The sequence below is a fragment of the Bradyrhizobium sp. CSS354 genome, assembly GCF_029051725.1.
Lineage (GTDB): Bacteria > Pseudomonadota > Alphaproteobacteria > Rhizobiales > Xanthobacteraceae > Bradyrhizobium.
Genome location: NZ_JAACFU010000002.1, coordinates 21,786 through 37,461, shown reverse-complemented (window position 1 = coordinate 37,461; position 15,676 = coordinate 21,786). Strand labels below are relative to the sequence as shown.

Sequence of the window (15,676 nt, the reverse complement as noted above, 5' to 3'; positions counted from 1 at the left end):
TAAAATTTTGCCCGAATCAGATCGGATTATCGATGCGCCTGCATTGATGAGCGCTGTTGACCGCCGTATCGTAAGCTCATAATTTCAGACAACAATTGTTCGCCGTGATGTGGGGCAGGGCGATGACCGATCAAAGTAAAACCGTAACGCGTGTCGATCTGTGCGAAGCCGTCTACCAGAAGGTGGGGCTGTCGCGCACGGAATCGTCTGCCTTCGTGGAACTCGTGCTGAAGGAGATCACCGATTGCCTTGAGAAAGGCGAGACGGTGAAACTGTCCTCGTTCGGCTCCTTCATGGTCCGCAAGAAGGGTCAGCGCATCGGTCGCAACCCCAAGACGGGCACCGAGGTGCCGATCTCGCCGCGCCGGGTCATGGTGTTCAAGCCGTCCGCGATCCTGAAGCAGCGGATCAACGCCCAGCACCGCACCAATGGCGACGCCAGCAAGGCGCAACCCGAGGCGTAATCCGCCCTCCGGATAAGGATTTGGCATTTGGACAAGGCGCCGGATGCGTTCCGAACCATCAGCGAAGTAGCGCAGGAACTCGACATTCCGCAGCACGTGCTGCGGTTCTGGGAGACCCGATTCTCCCAGATCAAGCCGATGAAGCGCAGCGGCGGCCGCCGCTATTACCGCCCCGACGACGTCGACCTGCTCAAGGGCATCCGCCGGCTGCTCTACGGGGAGGGCTACACCATCCGCGGGGTGCAGCGGATCCTGAAAGAACACGGCGTCAAATCGGTGCAGGGCCTCGCCGACAGCGCGGCCGCGGTCTCGTTCGGCGCCATCGAGGACGCCGTCGGCGCCAGCCTGATGGAGCCCGAGGAGGAGACCGGTGTCCGCGGCGCCCGCGACAGCGACGATGACGACTACCAGGGTGAGGAGGAGGAGGGCATCGACTTCCGCTTCTCCGAGACCGACGACGAGGAAATCCTCACCACCTTCCGCAAGGGCGGCACCCCCTCAGCGCCCGCCGGCCCCAGCGCCATCGACCGGGAGCGCCTCGGACGGGTGCTCGCCGAGCTCATCGCCTGCCGCGAGATGCTGGATCAGGCGCTGAAGGACGCCTGACGCCGGATCTCCTCGGCTTGGGGCCAGTTCCGGGCCTTTCGGTAGAGGCACCAAAATGGTGTGAGCTCGCCTTGCGCAAACCGGCGATCCTAGCTAATGGAACGACGTTCGGAGCGTGGCGCAGCCCGGTTAGCGCACTAGTCTGGGAGACTAGGGGTCGGAGGTTCAAATCCTCTCGCTCCGACCAATAAAATCAAAGACTTATCCGGAAGTCTGAAGGCTGGCTACAAATTTTGTAGCCAAGGTGTAGCCAGTTAGGCGCGCCCCGCAATTTTCCCCGCAGCTTTGCCGTGCCGACCACCATATTTGTTTAGGTCAGCCCTTAGTGATCTGCGGCTGCACCCGCAATAGTAGGTACATGCAACGCCAGCCACGGGAGGCGACCTATGGCGAATATCAGGGTTCAAGAGGCGGCCGAGTACCTCGGCGTTTCGAAATCTTTCTTGGATAAGGCCAGATGCTACGGGACCAACGGTCCTGCGTTTATGCGTTTCGGAAAAGCAGTCGTTTACAGCACCGATGAATTAGATCGTTGGGCGCGGACGTGCACGGTCGCTAACGACAACAAGCAGAGTGGCGTTCAAGCCGCCTAGCTCGATCGGCCTTTAGCCGAGAGCATCGCCCAATAGGGCAGCCCCAACAGGGGACTCCACTTGCAAATACTCGACATCAGACCGAGCCCTCCAGGCTCGACGACGCTTGCGCGTTTCGACCTGCAGCTTAACGATCACCTGCGTCTCTACAACCTGGGCCTTCGTCAGAGCGGCAAGGGCCGCTGTTGGACGGTCGCACCCAACGCCTTCAGCGAGCGCACCGCCGCGTTTGGTGAACAATTCAACCGCGCGATTTCCGACATGGCCCTCGCGGCCCTCATGGAGCTTCCCGCCGATGAACCCAGCGCAGCCTAAGATCGCGGACTCGCCCGCGTATTGGACGCACAAGATCGGCGACCCTACTGGCCCGGTGGCGATTGGAAGAATGTCCCAGTTGGTAGACTTCGATCCTCGGCTGTCGGAAACGGCAAGGCTGGTCTACCGATTTCTGATCAATTGGTATCACCACGAACACGGCGATGCCTTGCTCTCGCAACGACATGTTGCCACGGTCATGAAGAAGCGCGCGCCCGATGGAGCAGAATGCCCGTCACGTTCGGCGGTTTCGCGCGCGATCATATTGCTACTGGAAACAGGTTGGGTTGCGCGCACCTATCGCGGCAGGGGACGCAACCAGAGCGCCAGCCGATACATTCCCGTTTTCAACGTGCTCGATTTGGCGGAGCAAGGGCGGTTTCCCGAACTGGCCCAGCAGGTGGGCCAGTTTGATGATCCACAGAACCGGCCCACTAGGCGGGCCACCACTGGCCCAGTTGGCGGGCCAGTTCATGCCTCAAGCGGCCCACCTAGCGGGCCAAAGACTCACATACCTGACTCGGGGACAGACCCGAGGACAGGTATGTATCAAGTATCCGCCAGCGGGCCGGACGCTGAGGCGCCGGCCGTGGCGGGAATTAGTTTCGAGCGAATCTGGAAGGCGTACGGCCGCTACGGCAACAAGCAAGCTAGCAAGCAGGCGTTCGAAGGGATCACCAACCCCGACGTCGACTACATTGCCGGCCGAGCTGCTGCGTGGGCTGCAAGCGCGAAACCAGGCCAGCGACGAATGCCCCTTGAGAAGTGGCTGGCCTCCGAGAAATACGACGAAGCCGACCGTAGCGTGAGGCCGCGCGCTGAGGCACCAGAGCCGGCCGAGGAGGGTGATATGGGCAGGCGCCGCTCCAATACCGTTGACGCAGCCGAAGCCGCTGAGCACGAGCGCAAGGTCAGCGGGGCGGCTATTGAGATCAGTGTGCCGCGCGGTGTGCCGCTGACCGTGGTGTCCAGCGTGGAGGTTGCTAGGGGCGGCGATCGTTGGCTCGAAATGCAAACCGACCGAGGCCGCGTTGCCGTCCTCACACAGGGCAGCAATGCTTCTCTGCAGGACGCAGGGCAGGAGCACCTTATGCGGCTCACCATCGCGTGCGGCGACTTCGATGATCCAGCCGAGTTGCACGGTAAGTCCTTCATGATAGCTCGCGACACATTTGCCGCCGTGCCTGAGGTGCAAGATGCGGCCTGACCCTGGGGTATGGGAAATCTCTTCCACAATCGCGCCAGGGACCGACGCCCCCAGCCTCCCTTCCGCGCGTGCAAAACCGGAGGGGAAACATGGTCGGGTAGGGGCCGGCTCAAAGTCCAAGCCGATCTGCTTCCTGCAAACCAGCAACGCGTCAAGGCGATGGTTGCTGCTGTGGAGACATTCAGGCTGCGCGTGACGATACGATGCGATGGTCGATGATCTGGTCGCGAACGATGTTGCGTGGACGAGCTTGGCGCCGAAGGGGGAGGGGTGATTCAGGCTCTCAGAAGTTTCGCCCCGCGCGCCGGCCGTACAGTCATAGAGTTTAGGCCGCAAGTTTCCAAAAAGTGTCACGGGCAAAAAAAGTTGCGAAATCCGCGGCGTCGCGTGTGCAAGTTCAACGGCGGTCGCGGAGGTGAGCGCGCCAGAAGCCTGACCTACCCCTCTGGGGGCGGTCACATCGGCCCAGAGCCGAAAAGCACCAGAGGCCGCGCACACGGTCCTACATCACAGCATGTGGAGGTCTCCATGAAACAAGCAAACGCGAACCAGCCGCTATCGGCCGCTGACTTTACCGGCCTTGCCGCGTGTCGCTCGTCTGTCGAATACCGGGACCGGCAAGTTGAAGAGGAGGGCCGCGGCGTCTCGAAAAGCGGTGAACTGCCTAGCGCTCAACGCGCCTCTGGGCCGTAGCGCGTCCGGCGCCGAGCGAAGCAAACCACGAGCTCAGTTGGTCCGATCGCCGCCCGTGAAGCAACACCTCGCTCCTTGGAGACTTCGGTGGAGTATTAGGTTCGAATCCCGTTCTGCTGGTCGAACTTCCTGATCCAGGATTTGATGTAGCTCGGATCGTCCGGGCAAAGCTGCTAACGAAGGTTCTGCGCTCTGAATTCCACTAAGGTTCTCGGCAATTTGCCTCCTCAAATCCCTGCCCACATCTAGGCTGCTGCATGGGGAAAAAGTGGTCGAGCCAAAAGGGCCCTTGAAAAATCGGTGCCTTGATGCAGCGCCGACAGCGAAAACCCCGCCTGGGGAAGCGGGGCTTTCTGGTGGGGGGAAGCTTAGGGACGCTTCGACTGTATGACGGGCCATCACGGAAAAGGTTCAAAGGCTTAAAAAGCGAACCAAGCTAGTACCGCAATGATCGGGATGATTGCCACCCCGATAAGGACGAGTGGTGCAGGTTCATTGCCGGTCCTGTCGCTCAATGCTGATCCCCCTTTGCGACCTAGTCGGTGGCGCCCAGGCGATCGGCCCGGTGGTTGTTTTCGCTGTTGAGCTGCTCTCGGTATTCCGGCGGCGCCTTTAGAAGGGTCTCGCGTAGCTCATCGTCCGAGGTCTGGGCGGCGAGGGCTTCGGCCCGGTCGGCTTGGTTCTGAAGAGATTCCTTCGTCATCTGCGCTTATTCCCTTTCGTCCTCAGTACATTTGCCTGCGCTTTAAACCCCCGGCCAGAGCCTTCATGGGACGATGCCCATCAGCCAGGCTTGATTTCTTACATGCGTTTCAGACGCATGAGGCTATCCGTTCGGTAGTCCGGAGCGGCCTCAGCCCTGGGTCCTTCCCCCAGGCCTGGGGCCGTTTCATCAATTCCGACGCCTCATTCCGTCGCTCGCAGACCCTGCTTTGTCGGCTCGTAGCGTTGGCCGTGCTGCTCGAGCCAGCCGCCTTCGACCATTTTCCGCGCCAGAGCCATCGTACATATCGGCTGAGTGCCGCCGGGATGGTAGAGCGCGTCTCCGTGCTGAATCAGGTAGCCGTATACACGGGCTACTCGCAGCGGCTCGATCATCCCGGGAAAGAGAACGAAGGGTTTGTCGGTCATTGCTTGTCTCAAAGGCGGCTACTCCCGCGTCGCGCTCCACTGACGCGTCGCGCCGCTCGTTCGATAGTCGCGCCCAAGGTCAGTCCCAGCACGACATCGGTCGTCCAGTGCGCAAGCACGGCCACTCTGGTTGCTGCCAACGCGCCCCCAATCGCCAGGAATACTGCGGCTTTCCTAGGATAGGCCCAACTCAGAGCCGAGACGATCGCACCAATGTGCACACCATGGCCCGAGGGAAAGGAGTCATGCGGCTGGCCTGACGTCTCAACACCGCGTCGGTCCTCGCCTACGACGACTCGGTCCGGTCGTGTTCGATTGATCACTCGCTTCATGACCTTCGGCAACATGACTGCTGCCGTGAGCGATATAGCTACGTGATTTGCGACAAGGTGTTGCCGCCTATCGCCTCCGCGCGACATGATCCAACCTACGCCCGCCAACGTACCGAGTACACGAGCATCAGCCGCCCATGTCATAGATCTCGCAAAGTCCTGAATAACGGGGTTGGTGTGGCGGGCTGCTGAAGTCGCTATGGCTGTATCGATGGGAGTAGGGGGTATTAACAAATGTTTCATGGTCTCTTTTGGTTGATGGCGAGCGCGAGAAACGCGCACCTGTGACGACGCGCCGCACGCTCAGGCGTTCCTACTTGCCAGCGTAGCAAGACGCTGGCCCCGGTGCTTGGAAGCAAACACCATCCTCTATTCGTCATGGGGCGTGGTGAACCCCACGCAAATTGGAAACGTGCAGCTCGTTGGGCGTTCAAAGTACGACCCTGCTTGAGAGGGTCGACAAGTCACAGGGACTATCGTGCGAGATGCGCGGGTAATCTCCGTTGCGCTGCTTGCGCTGCTGATAGCGGGCTTCCTCGTCTCGGAGGCAGTCCGCCACGAGACTGGCGACCGGCTGATGCCAGAGTGCCACCTGCGAAACATCACCGATGGTCAAGCCCGCGAGTGCGCGGTCACGTCACAGATGCAAACCCGAACTCGTTCATTTCAACCAGGCGGGTAATATCCAAATCCAAGAGTTCGCGTCCAAGAGTTCGCGCCTCTCGTCAGCAAAGGAACGGCGGCTTGCGCTGAGGAGTTGCAGCTACACGCCGGCTGCACACGGCCCGCATCTGCATCAGGTCTGCTGTACCTGCAGCAAACCGATGTCGCGCCGACGTGCCGACGGATCTCATCTGCAAGGACCGAAAAGAGATGGCGCGCTTCGGATACCACGTTTCGCACGAGCAGTTTGCGCCTTCGGATCTGCTGCGTTGGACCAAGCGCGCGGAGGAGGCGGGTTTCGACTGCGCGATGTCGTCCGACCATTTCCATCCGTGGAGCGAGCGCCAAGGCCAATCCGGGTTCGCCTGGTCGTGGCTTGGGGCCGCTTTGGAAGGGACCTCGCTACCCTTCGGTGTCATCTCGGCACCGGGCTATCGTTATCACCCCGCCGTAATAGCTCAGGGCGCTGCAACGTTGGCGCAGATGTACCCTGGTCGCTTTTGGCTGGCGCTCGGCAGCGGTGAGGCGATCAACGAATGTATCACTGGTCTGCCATGGCCTGAAAAGAAGGAGCGCAACGCGCGCCTTCTTGAGTGTGTAGAGATCATCAGGGCGCTTTTCGCGGGCGAGACCGTCACTCATCGTGGCCGCGTCACTGTCATCGAGGCAACGCTCTACAGCCGCCCGGAAGAGCCGGTCATGTTGGTCGGTGCCGCCGTAACCGAGAAGACGGCAGAATGGCTGGGTGGCTGGGCCGACGCTCTCATCACGGTCCAGGCGCCCCCGAAGCAGCTTGGAAATCTGGTAGAGGCGTTCCGCCGCGGCGGCGGGCACGGCAAGCCTGTCATCCTGCAGGCGGCGCTATCATGGGCACCGAGCGAGGAGGAGGCTGAAGCCGACGCACTTCACCAATGGGCGCCAAATATCGCCGGCGGAGAGGTGAACTGGGACCTCCGTCGGCCACAGGACTTCGACACAGTCGGCCGCCTTGTGAAGGCGGAGGACATTCGTCAGTCGGTCCTGGTCTCCGCGGATCTCGGACAGCACCGAGCGTGGCTGGCCGAGTACGCCGAGATGGGGTTCGCCGAAATCCACCTGCATCAAGTCGGGCGGCGGCAACTGAGCTTTATCGACGCATTCGGGGCGCACGTGCTGCCGGCCTTGAGAGAGGTTTAAGACGTGGACTCCGCACAAATCCAAGCTGCAAGTCTGGTTGAGCCCCCGAAGCTGGGGTGGGTATTGTAGTAGTTCAGTCACTCGCTCCACGTATCAATTGAGATGGCCAGGTAAAAATAAACTGTCCGCACAATTAGCTTATGTTCCTGCGGCTTTCGTCTACCCGGAGCTACAACTCCCCCAACAACGGAAAAGGGAGTTCAAAGTTGATCAAGCGCAGGCGACGATTCAAGCAAACAGTTTCTCTCGAAACGCGGCTGATGCGGTTCGCCATGAACTTGCGAGAGAAAGCGGACCAGAAGCCTCCAGGGTACGAACGCAGCTCATTGCTGAAGCGTGCCTATAGTGCAGAACGAGCGATCGATCTGGAGCGGCAGCTACGCGAAAACCATTAGGAACGGCCTTCGCCGAGCGTGCATTTTCTGCGCAGGCTGCTGAGGCACCCGCATCGAGCAGTGTCGGGATCTCGCCGCGATGTGGCAGCACGATCGAACAGGTCACATGCAGCAGTATCCCGCGTGTCCGAGGCGGCTGCCTAGTTCCACTCGTTCTCAGGCAATGATCCGGGCGGCGGCTTAAGCTCTTCCAGGCCGGCTTCGATGATAACAAGTTCGTCCTGAACGGCTCGAATGGCGTTCACCGGGTCGATACCCGAGATGGCCTGCAGCTCGCCCAGCATCTTGCGCCGATGCGCGAGCAATTCTGCGAGAGCGCGTCGATCTTTGCCCCTCACATAACCCGCGATAATCAACTCCATCGCTTTCGACATTCCGCATCATCTCCGCAGGCAATCATTGGTGCAAGCAAACTTCCGCCGAGCAGACCTGCGTTCCCGGTACTGATCTCCCGCCGGCGGGGCGCGCCGCAGCGGGGGCGGTACTGAGAAGGAATTAGCACACCGCGTTCGCTCCCTGTTCGGCGGCCGTTCTCGTTGGCGTTGAAAATACAACCTGGAATCGCGATTGCGGTTGTATGAGAGAACGCCTGGGAACGCCGCTTGGGCTTTGCGGTTGGAGACTCTTGAGTAACGTAGGTAGACTGCCCGCCGTCGGCTCCCAACACCGGCGGCGGGCTTTTTGAGAGTAGCGTTAGTGCCAAAGCGTACCCGAGCACCGGCTAAGAAGCCGCGAGCTTCCATGCCGGGGCTTCATCATTCCCCAGCTTGCGACCCTGAAGATGAAGGCTCCTTCGGGGGCTCAGTGGATTCACGAAGTCAAATACGACGGCTACCGCATCCAGCTCCATATTGACGGCGACGACCGTAAGGCCTTCACCCGCAACGGCTATAATTGGATCAACCGGTTTGCCGTCATTGCCGGCGCCTTCGACATCCCAGGTCAGGCTATCGTGGACGGGGAAGTGGTCGTCATCCACGAAGAACGCACCAACTTCTCCGAACTTCAGGCGGACCTCGGTAGAGGTGACCAGGACCGCCTCGTTTTCTTTGCCTTCGATCTCCTGTGGCTGGACGGCGTAGACCTCCGCAAACATGCGCAGCTTGCCCGCAAGGAGCTGCTGAAGCAGCTGATAGAAGAAAACGGTCTGGAAGCCCCCATCTTCTACAGCGAGCACCATGAAGGTGACGGGCAGGCGCTGTTCGAGGCGGCCAGCAAGCTCAACTACGAGGGCATCGTCTCCAAGCGAGTGGGCGCCCCTTACCGGTCGGAGCGGGTTGAGACCTGGCAGAAGATCAAGACCGTCCAGCGCGAGAAATTCCCCGTCGTTGGCTTCGTCAAGGACCCGTCCGGCGTCGCCGCGCTCTACCTCGGCAAGCAGGAAGGGAAAGAGCTGCGGTACATGGGGAAAGTCGGGACGGGGTGGGTCGAACCACGTCACGAAGGATCAGAGACGCCCTTGACACGGTCGTCAGCCCCGAAACAGAGCTCACCAAACCTATCAAAAAGCCCAAGGCCACATGGGTCGAGCCGAAGTTCTTTGCCGACATCGAATACCGGGACATCGCCTTCGGATGGGCTGCTACGCGCAAGCTCGTTCAAGGGGCTAAGCAGAGGAACGCGCGGTTCTTGACAACGTTTGAGTCGATCGATCGCCGCCGTGCGTTGAGTATGCGGCGCCGCGGTCGGAGGGCGCGCGGTATTCTTGCGACCTTTGGAGCAAGGCCCGCGCGCCTATTGAGATGATATGACCACATCGAATTGCCGGAACTGCCAAGACCTAGGCTGGGCCAACGGCCTCTGGTCCTAGCTCTTCGCAGCACCGCCACTGCCTAAGGATTCCGAAGGATTCCAGCGCCCGCAGGTTGCCCTCTACGCCGTTCCAGGGAGTCGCTGACTCGTTCGGGAGCCCACCCTGGTGGCTGCATCGCGGATGGCGCTTCCTGAGGTCTCCTAGAGCCACCTGCGCCATTAAGCGGTTTGCGGGTGGGAACTGACGCGAGTCGGCGCGGCGCAGCCCCACATAATGAATTGAACTATTTGGCTCGCCACCCGTCTGACTCTGCAGAGGCGACACAAATGATGCAGGACCAGATAGACCGCCAAGAGCAAATTGCCGTTCGGTTGGAGCAATCCAGACGCTTGCTGCGAAGCGCGACTAACCCAACGGCCACAGAGCGCATTGGGAAGCGCGCCGTTTGCTGCTCGGCTGAACCGGCGCTTGGGACACCGGGGCTTCTGAGGAAACTTGCGTGTTGGGGAGAGCTACGCGCCGCAGGGCAACGGGAAAACCGAGGCGGCTTACTTCTCTTTCTCGTCCGCTTGCTCATGCTCAAGCTCGCTGATCAATTTGGAGTTTGCCTGGGAGAACTTTGGGCATAGAGGTCCCGCTCGGAAGGGGACCCATTTTCGTTGGAGCGCCTACGGTCATTGGCAAAATGCCGGCGCCCCCGAAGGCGAAGCGGACATGGCCACCGCGCGGCCGCAAGTCTGGAGGTGGCCCAAGGCGCACGTCTATGCTGGCCGAAAGAGAGCCGCCATGGTTAGATTAGGGGTCCAACAGAAGCTTACTCTTCTCACCGCATTACTGTTTTCTTCGGGCTGACTCTGAACTCATTGTCCAAAGATAGTCAGGGACGACGCGATGAAACTTCATCAAGCTGAGTTTGGAATGAGCCAATTGCCTGCAGACGAAGTGGGTCAAGATTTCCCATTGATAATTGCAACGATGCCGGCAAGCTCGCGGCAACGAGCCGCAGCAGTCGGTGTCACCGTCGTTTTAATGGTGGCGGCGGCAGTTATGGCTCCATACGCGAACATGCAAGTCCGCCGAATTGACTCATTCATCCCGGTTTTGCAAACCGTCTTGGCCGTTGCCCATCTCCTCACGGCAATTTTTCTGTTCGCTCAATTTCTATCCAACCGGAACGGGCGTTGCTTGCGCTCGCCAGCGCTTACATATTCAGCGGCTCATTTGCATTCCTGCAGACGCTCGCCTTTCCGGGCGGGTAATCTAACAAAAGATCCTTGCGAGGCGATGGTGATTGACCGGGTTGCGAGCGCTATAGCCGGTCGCCAAATCATAGCAAGGTGAAAACCGCCACCGGGCCATCTGGTGGGCCACGCTGGAGGTGATTGAGGTGAGCCGGTCATGTGGCGTCTCCGGTCTGATTTGGGCTGACGTCTGATTGGGCTGACCGGGTCTTTAGATCGGGCTAACCAAGGACGCTATGCCATCTTCTTGAGACGACGTTTGATTTTGCTTTTCTCTAGGTTGTGCTAACGACCGGTGGAGTGGTAATGAAATACCGATCTTCTGACTTCGAAATTGATATCAGCCAGCATGAACTGCGGCATCGGGGACTTTCTGTTCACACAGAACCCCAGGTTTTTGATCTGATTGTGCATTTGGTGCGCAATCACGACAGGGTCGTCAGCAAGGATGAGTTGATCGAAACTGTCTGGAATGGGCGCATCATCTCAGAAGCCGCGTTCTCCAGTCGGATCAATGGCGCCAGAAGGGCGCTGGGCGACAATGGGACCGATCAGCTCTTCATCCGAACGCTGCATCGGCGCGGATTCCGTTTCGTTGGCGAAGTCAAGGAGATCACCGAGGCAGAGGTCGCCCCCGTTCGACACGTTCCTGACGAGGCCGCGGCAAGAAGCGCGGTCCCCAGCACTGCGATTTCGGCTGAATTATCTCGTCTCGACGATATTGTGTCGGAGGCCGTCAAGGCAGAAGCCATTACGCGACCGTCCGTCGCCGTGCTTCCCTTCGAGAACATGTCAAACGATCCCGAGAATGACTATTTCAGCTATGGCCTGACTGAAGACATCATCCGGCTACTCGCCCGCAATCGCTGGCTTTCTGTCATATCGCGTCATTCGACCATCGGCTTTCAGGGCCGGGTCGTCGACGCGCGTGAAGTCGGGGGGCAGCTCGGCGTGAATTACGTCGTGTCCGGCAGCGTTCGCAAGAGCCAGCACTCGGTACGGATTAACGTAGAACTTGCCCGAGCGGCGGATGGAAAGCAGCTGTGGTCGGACAGGTATGACTTTCAGCTCGAGAATATCTTCGACATTCAAGAAGAGATGGCGAGCCAAATCGCTGCGACGATCGAACCGGAGCTGTCCAAGGTTGAGCAGCAACTCGCGGCGCGCAAGGCACCAGAAAGCCTGGACGCCTGGGATTGTTACCAGCGAGGCTTGTGGAACTTATGGCGTTTCACCTCTCCGGGGTACGATACGGCTGAAGCCTTCTTCAAGCGCTCGATTGCAGCGGACCCGGCTTTTGCGCGGGGGCACGGTGCGCTGAGTTACGTCAACGTTCAGCGGGCGTTCTCTGACGATCCGCGCAATCGCGCTGCGCGGCTGGAGACCGCGTTGCGTCAAGCCCGCACCGCCGTGGCCCTCGACGAACTCGACTGTTTTTGCCACTGCGCGCTTGGACGGGCTCTATGCCTGATGCGGCAGAACGACGAAGCATTTGCTGCGATCGAGCTGTCGCTTGAGCTCAACCCTAGCTTTGCGCAGGGTTATTTCGCGCAAGGCTTCAATGTGTTGTGGCGTGGAAATGCTATCGAAGCGGAAACGCTGCTTGACCGCGCGACAATACTGAGCCCCCGTGACAGCCATGTTTGGAGTTTTCACCACGCGCGGTCGTGGGCACATTTCTCGCTTGGCGAGTACGACGTTGCCGCCGAGTTCGCGCGAAGAGCGACGCGCCAAGCAAATGTGACCCATAGCGCTTTCGTAACCTTGGCGGCTTCGCTCGGACAACTCGGTGACACAACGGCCGCGAACGGTGCGGCGGCCGAATTATTGAGACGCAAGCCCGATTACACCACCGCTACTGCGCGCCAGGAACTGTTCTTCTGCAAGGACCAGGACTTCCTTGATCGCTATACCGAGGGGCTGCGTTTGTCGGGCGTATCAGACGAGTGAGCGCGGCGCTTGTCGCACTCGTACCGGACCGCAATTGAGTTTCTTCGGGGACGGAGACGCGGTAACGTCTGTGTGCTCACCGACGGATTCCATTTTTCCTCGAATGGAGAGCCGATGAAGTGCCAAGTCAGCAGCCTTGCTTCACGCTGCGGAGATCGGGCGTAAATTCCTCGTGGCACCGATCGCGCTGATTACCGCGAGGTTCATAACGCCGGCTACGGCCGCCAGGTCGAACGATGCTGTGTAGCTCCCCGAAAGATCGAACAGCAAGCCGCCCATGTAGCCACCTGCTGCCATTCCGGCCCAGGCGATCATCATGACAGCACCAAGCGCTGTCCCGAAACGCTTTGGCAGCACGGCTTGGCGAACGCAAAGTGAAAGGCAGGTCATGTTCCCCGCAAAGCCGAACCCGAAAACAGCAGAGAGCATCATGAGCGGGACGCTGCTCTCAAGCAGGGGAAAAATGAAGACGCATGCGGCCTGTATCGCGGACGCCAACGCATACGCTCTAAGAGCCCCGATGCGGTCGGCGATGACACCGCAGCACACGCGGCCCGCAGCGCCAAAAATCATCGCAATGACGAGACTTGCAACGCCAGCTCTGGCTGAGCCGCATATCCCGCCGACGAAGTTCGCCAGATGCACGACAGGAACACCCATACAAGCGCAGCAGAGAAAGGCGGCACATGCGAGAAGAGCCACCGTTAGGGTCTCCGATGTGGCGGTGTCGCGGACGTCGGCGAGGTTAACCGATGGCGCTCGCGTTCCCTGTGGCCATCGCAATAGCGGCAGAACGAGCGCGAGTGCGACCATGAAGGTGCAGCCTATTGCTGTAAACGCAAACCGCCATCCGAGAGCAGCGATGAGAAAGCTGGAGAGCAACGGCAGCAAACCTTGTCCGGCTGCACCGCCTGCCGTAACGATTCCCATCACGAGACCGCGCCGCTGCGGGTACCACTCGCCGCTTGTCGATAAGAGCGGCGCGTAGAGCGTGGAAAAACCGCAAGCGCCATATATAAGGTGGGCGACATAGAACACGGGCAAAGATCGGACGGTCGACATCAGAAGCAACGGTCCGGCCATGCCTATGGCACCGAGTATCAGCAACAGACGCACGTCGAGGCGGTCGGACAACCGTCCCCAGAACAGGCCGCCGAGCGCCATGCCGGTTGTTGACAGGCCGTATGCGAGGCTCAAGTCTGCCCGCGACCAGCCAAGGTCCGCTTCCATCGGTTTCATGAAGACAGTGATGAGTCCAAGGCCGCCAAATCCGAGCGCCATTGTCACGGTTGCCGCAGCGACAACCAGCGCGCCTCGATCAATCGTCCCGCCTGCAAACCTGCCACCGGCACGATTGTCCCGTGGAAGGGCGCGAGTTGGTCGAATGGTATCCTGCACAGTCATCGAAATCGGCTGCTCTCAGAAAACTGGTTGAGCGCGGCGAAGTGCCTAAAGACTGCCGCGCTGCGGGTCGGCAGCTGCGAAGTCGCCGCGTGCTACGCGTTATCGTTCGAGTAGGCCCTCCACACGTCGGGACAGCGGCATCGTGTAAGTCGTGGCGGTGCCCACGACGCAAACGTCGCCGTTGCCGTTGCGTACGAGGGTCTCCAGCTTGCAAATGGGCTTGTCGTCACGAACGTGCTCGACCTTGACGCTTGCGGTGATCGTCTCGCCCACCTGCACGGCTTTCAGAAAGCGCCAGTTTGTTTCGAGAAACACCGTGCCAGGCCCGGGAAGATCTTCTGCCACAACGGCGTTGAGAAGTCCCGTCGTGACGCCCCCCTGAACGATGAGTCCGCCGAACGGGGATGCGGTCGCCAGCTCGAGGTCGTAATGGATTGGATTTCTGTCCCCCGTGATTTCCGTGAACATTTCCACGTCCCGCATGGACGTCGTGCGGGTCCTCTCGGCGCCGGACCCCAGTGCGGGTTGGCCGGCGAGCGTTCGTGACCAGGGTGATTCCATCAACATTTTCGCTCCTATGCTGCGAGGGACGGTGCGGTCGACAATTGTGCGATGCGATTGGCCTCAGTCCTCATCACACTGCTCATGGTCGAATGAAGCTGCTTTACCTCGTGGAGGTCCCACGAAAACGACGCGATCTCCTCGGTAACGCGGAGGAACGGCATCGATAGAGCGTCACGTTCTTCTTGATACCGTTCGAGCGCCCGACTGCCGCCAGCTATGATTGATCCGGACAACAATTGTGCGTCGCGCAGAGCATCAGTGATTCCATGCGCAGTGAGAGGGTCCTTGAAGTAGCCTGCATCGCCGACAAGCGCCCATCCTGCTCCCTGGCATTGCCGAAGGTGAGCTTTTGCGCCGGCGAACCCGCGCAACCGTCCGATTTGGTTCGCTCTGCTGACGTCAGTGCGAAGTCCAGAGCTAGTGTTTTCCAAGACTTGGAGGAATCCCTCATGAACATCGCCGCGGAACGTTGTCCCAAACCGAGGTCCAGGAACAGCCACAAATATGCAGTGACACCCGTTCGTCGGGATCACGCCAGCGGCGGCATTCTTTGCGAAGTGCCAGTGCAGGCCCGTCGAGTTCAGTCCTTCGAAGTAGCCATACACCAAACCTGAACAAAATCGGCCCTCAAAATAGGGGCGAGCGTTGACACTTTGTGCGACAGTAGAGTGGCGACCATCCGCACCGACGACCATGTTCGAGCGAACAGTCGCGCAAGCGCCATTGGCATCTCGTAAGGACACGCCGATCACCCGCCCACTTGATGGCGCAAATTCCAGCTCGGATAGCGCTATCCCATGGCAGACGGTAGCGCCGGCCCGCCGAGCCGCGTCGGCCAGCAACGGATCGAGAATGGTCCGTCGAGGCGCGAGAAGGTAATCTACTCCATGCTCAGCCTTTATTTCGACGCGCACAGCTTCGTCGCCGTAGTGGAACGTGGTGGATCGAATCTCGGGACTTCCTGCTTCGAGTAAGCCCCGATCCAGTCCCCAGCGGTTGAGCTGGATGACCGCGCCCCGCATCAGCGCGTGTGTCGAAGTCGTATCCGACCCGTCTGTCTGCCGGTCGACCAGCAATACCTTGGCCCCGGATCTCGCCAGCAGCAGCGCCGTTGCAGCGCCCGCACAACGGCCGCCAATGATCACAGCGTCATATTTAGTCTCAAGATTAAGCGCACTCATTTTCTTCA

Annotated in this window: 14 protein-coding genes and 1 tRNA gene; 8 read left to right on the top strand and 7 right to left on the bottom strand. The window is 59.9% G+C overall.

Going from position 1 to position 15,676, the window contains the following annotated elements:
• Positions 1 to 122: 122 nt before the first annotated feature.
• The 5 genes from GWG67_RS03915 to GWG67_RS03895 all read left to right on the top strand — a co-directional run bounded on the left by GWG67_RS03915 (position 123) and on the right by GWG67_RS03895 (position 3,185).
• Positions 123 to 464, top strand: a complete 342-nt coding sequence (locus GWG67_RS03915; protein ID WP_018456841.1) for an integration host factor subunit alpha — start codon at positions 123 to 125, stop codon at positions 462 to 464.
• A 27-nt stretch (positions 465 to 491) separates the two neighbouring features.
• Positions 492 to 1,070 (top strand): MerR family transcriptional regulator, encoded by a 579-nt coding sequence (locus GWG67_RS03910; RefSeq protein WP_275167850.1) that lies wholly within the window; start codon positions 492 to 494, stop codon positions 1,068 to 1,070.
• A 109-nt stretch (positions 1,071 to 1,179) separates the two neighbouring features.
• Positions 1,180 to 1,257, top strand: a tRNA-Pro gene (locus GWG67_RS03905).
• A gap of 466 nt (positions 1,258 to 1,723) precedes the next feature.
• Positions 1,724 to 1,978 carry a hypothetical protein gene (locus GWG67_RS03900; protein WP_275167849.1) on the top strand — a complete coding sequence of 85 codons (255 nt, stop codon included), beginning with the start codon at positions 1,724 to 1,726 and terminating at the stop codon, positions 1,976 to 1,978.
• 70 nt (positions 1,979 to 2,048) lie between these two features.
• The gene (locus tag GWG67_RS03895; RefSeq protein WP_275167848.1) at positions 2,049 to 3,185 is read left to right on the top strand and encodes a hypothetical protein; all 1,137 of its coding nucleotides are present in this window, start codon (positions 2,049 to 2,051) and stop codon (positions 3,183 to 3,185) included.
• A gap of 1,228 nt (positions 3,186 to 4,413) precedes the next feature.
• Here the strand turns inward: GWG67_RS03895 and GWG67_RS03890 are convergent.
• The 3 genes from GWG67_RS03890 to GWG67_RS39075 form a co-directional block, all read right to left on the bottom strand.
• Positions 4,414 to 4,581, bottom strand: coding sequence for a hypothetical protein (locus tag GWG67_RS03890; RefSeq protein ID WP_275167847.1), 168 nt, complete (start codon positions 4,579 to 4,581; stop codon positions 4,414 to 4,416).
• A gap of 203 nt (positions 4,582 to 4,784) precedes the next feature.
• Positions 4,785 to 5,009: a hypothetical protein gene (locus GWG67_RS03885; RefSeq protein WP_275167846.1), complete on the bottom strand. Its 225-nt coding sequence runs from the start codon at positions 5,007 to 5,009 to the stop codon at positions 4,785 to 4,787.
• 8 nt (positions 5,010 to 5,017) lie between these two features.
• Positions 5,018 to 5,428 (bottom strand): phosphatase PAP2 family protein, encoded by a 411-nt coding sequence (locus GWG67_RS39075; RefSeq protein ID WP_369335500.1) that lies wholly within the window; start codon positions 5,426 to 5,428, stop codon positions 5,018 to 5,020.
• 786 nt (positions 5,429 to 6,214) lie between these two features.
• Between GWG67_RS39075 and GWG67_RS03880 the strand changes: the two genes are divergently transcribed.
• The gene (locus GWG67_RS03880; protein ID WP_275167845.1) at positions 6,215 to 7,180 is read left to right on the top strand and encodes a TIGR03885 family FMN-dependent LLM class oxidoreductase; all 966 of its coding nucleotides are present in this window, start codon (positions 6,215 to 6,217) and stop codon (positions 7,178 to 7,180) included.
• Positions 7,181 to 7,715: 535 nt separating this feature from the next.
• Here the strand turns inward: GWG67_RS03880 and GWG67_RS03875 are convergent.
• The gene (locus tag GWG67_RS03875; protein ID WP_275167844.1) at positions 7,716 to 7,949 is read right to left on the bottom strand and encodes a hypothetical protein; all 234 of its coding nucleotides are present in this window, start codon (positions 7,947 to 7,949) and stop codon (positions 7,716 to 7,718) included.
• 407 nt (positions 7,950 to 8,356) lie between these two features.
• On the opposite strand from GWG67_RS03875, the gene GWG67_RS03870 reads away from it, so the two are divergent.
• Positions 8,357 to 9,208, top strand: coding sequence for an RNA ligase family protein (locus GWG67_RS03870; protein ID WP_275167843.1), 852 nt, complete (start codon positions 8,357 to 8,359; stop codon positions 9,206 to 9,208).
• Positions 9,209 to 10,875: 1,667 nt separating this feature from the next.
• Entirely contained in the window at positions 10,876 to 12,519 is a 1,644-nt protein-coding gene (locus GWG67_RS03865; protein ID WP_275167842.1) for a winged helix-turn-helix domain-containing tetratricopeptide repeat protein, read from the top strand.
• 141 nt (positions 12,520 to 12,660) lie between these two features.
• On the opposite strand, the gene GWG67_RS03860 is transcribed toward GWG67_RS03865, so the two are convergent.
• The 3 genes from GWG67_RS03860 to GWG67_RS03850 all read right to left on the bottom strand — a co-directional run bounded on the left by GWG67_RS03860 (position 12,661) and on the right by GWG67_RS03850 (position 15,668).
• Positions 12,661 to 13,923, bottom strand: coding sequence for an MFS transporter (locus GWG67_RS03860; RefSeq protein WP_275167841.1), 1,263 nt, complete (start codon positions 13,921 to 13,923; stop codon positions 12,661 to 12,663).
• Between the two features lie 99 nt (positions 13,924 to 14,022).
• Entirely contained in the window at positions 14,023 to 14,490 is a 468-nt protein-coding gene (locus GWG67_RS03855; protein WP_275167840.1) for a MaoC family dehydratase, read from the bottom strand.
• A gap of 8 nt (positions 14,491 to 14,498) precedes the next feature.
• Positions 14,499 to 15,668: an NAD(P)/FAD-dependent oxidoreductase gene (locus tag GWG67_RS03850; protein WP_275167839.1), complete on the bottom strand. Its 1,170-nt coding sequence runs from the start codon at positions 15,666 to 15,668 to the stop codon at positions 14,499 to 14,501.
• Positions 15,669 to 15,676 lie beyond the last annotated feature (8 nt).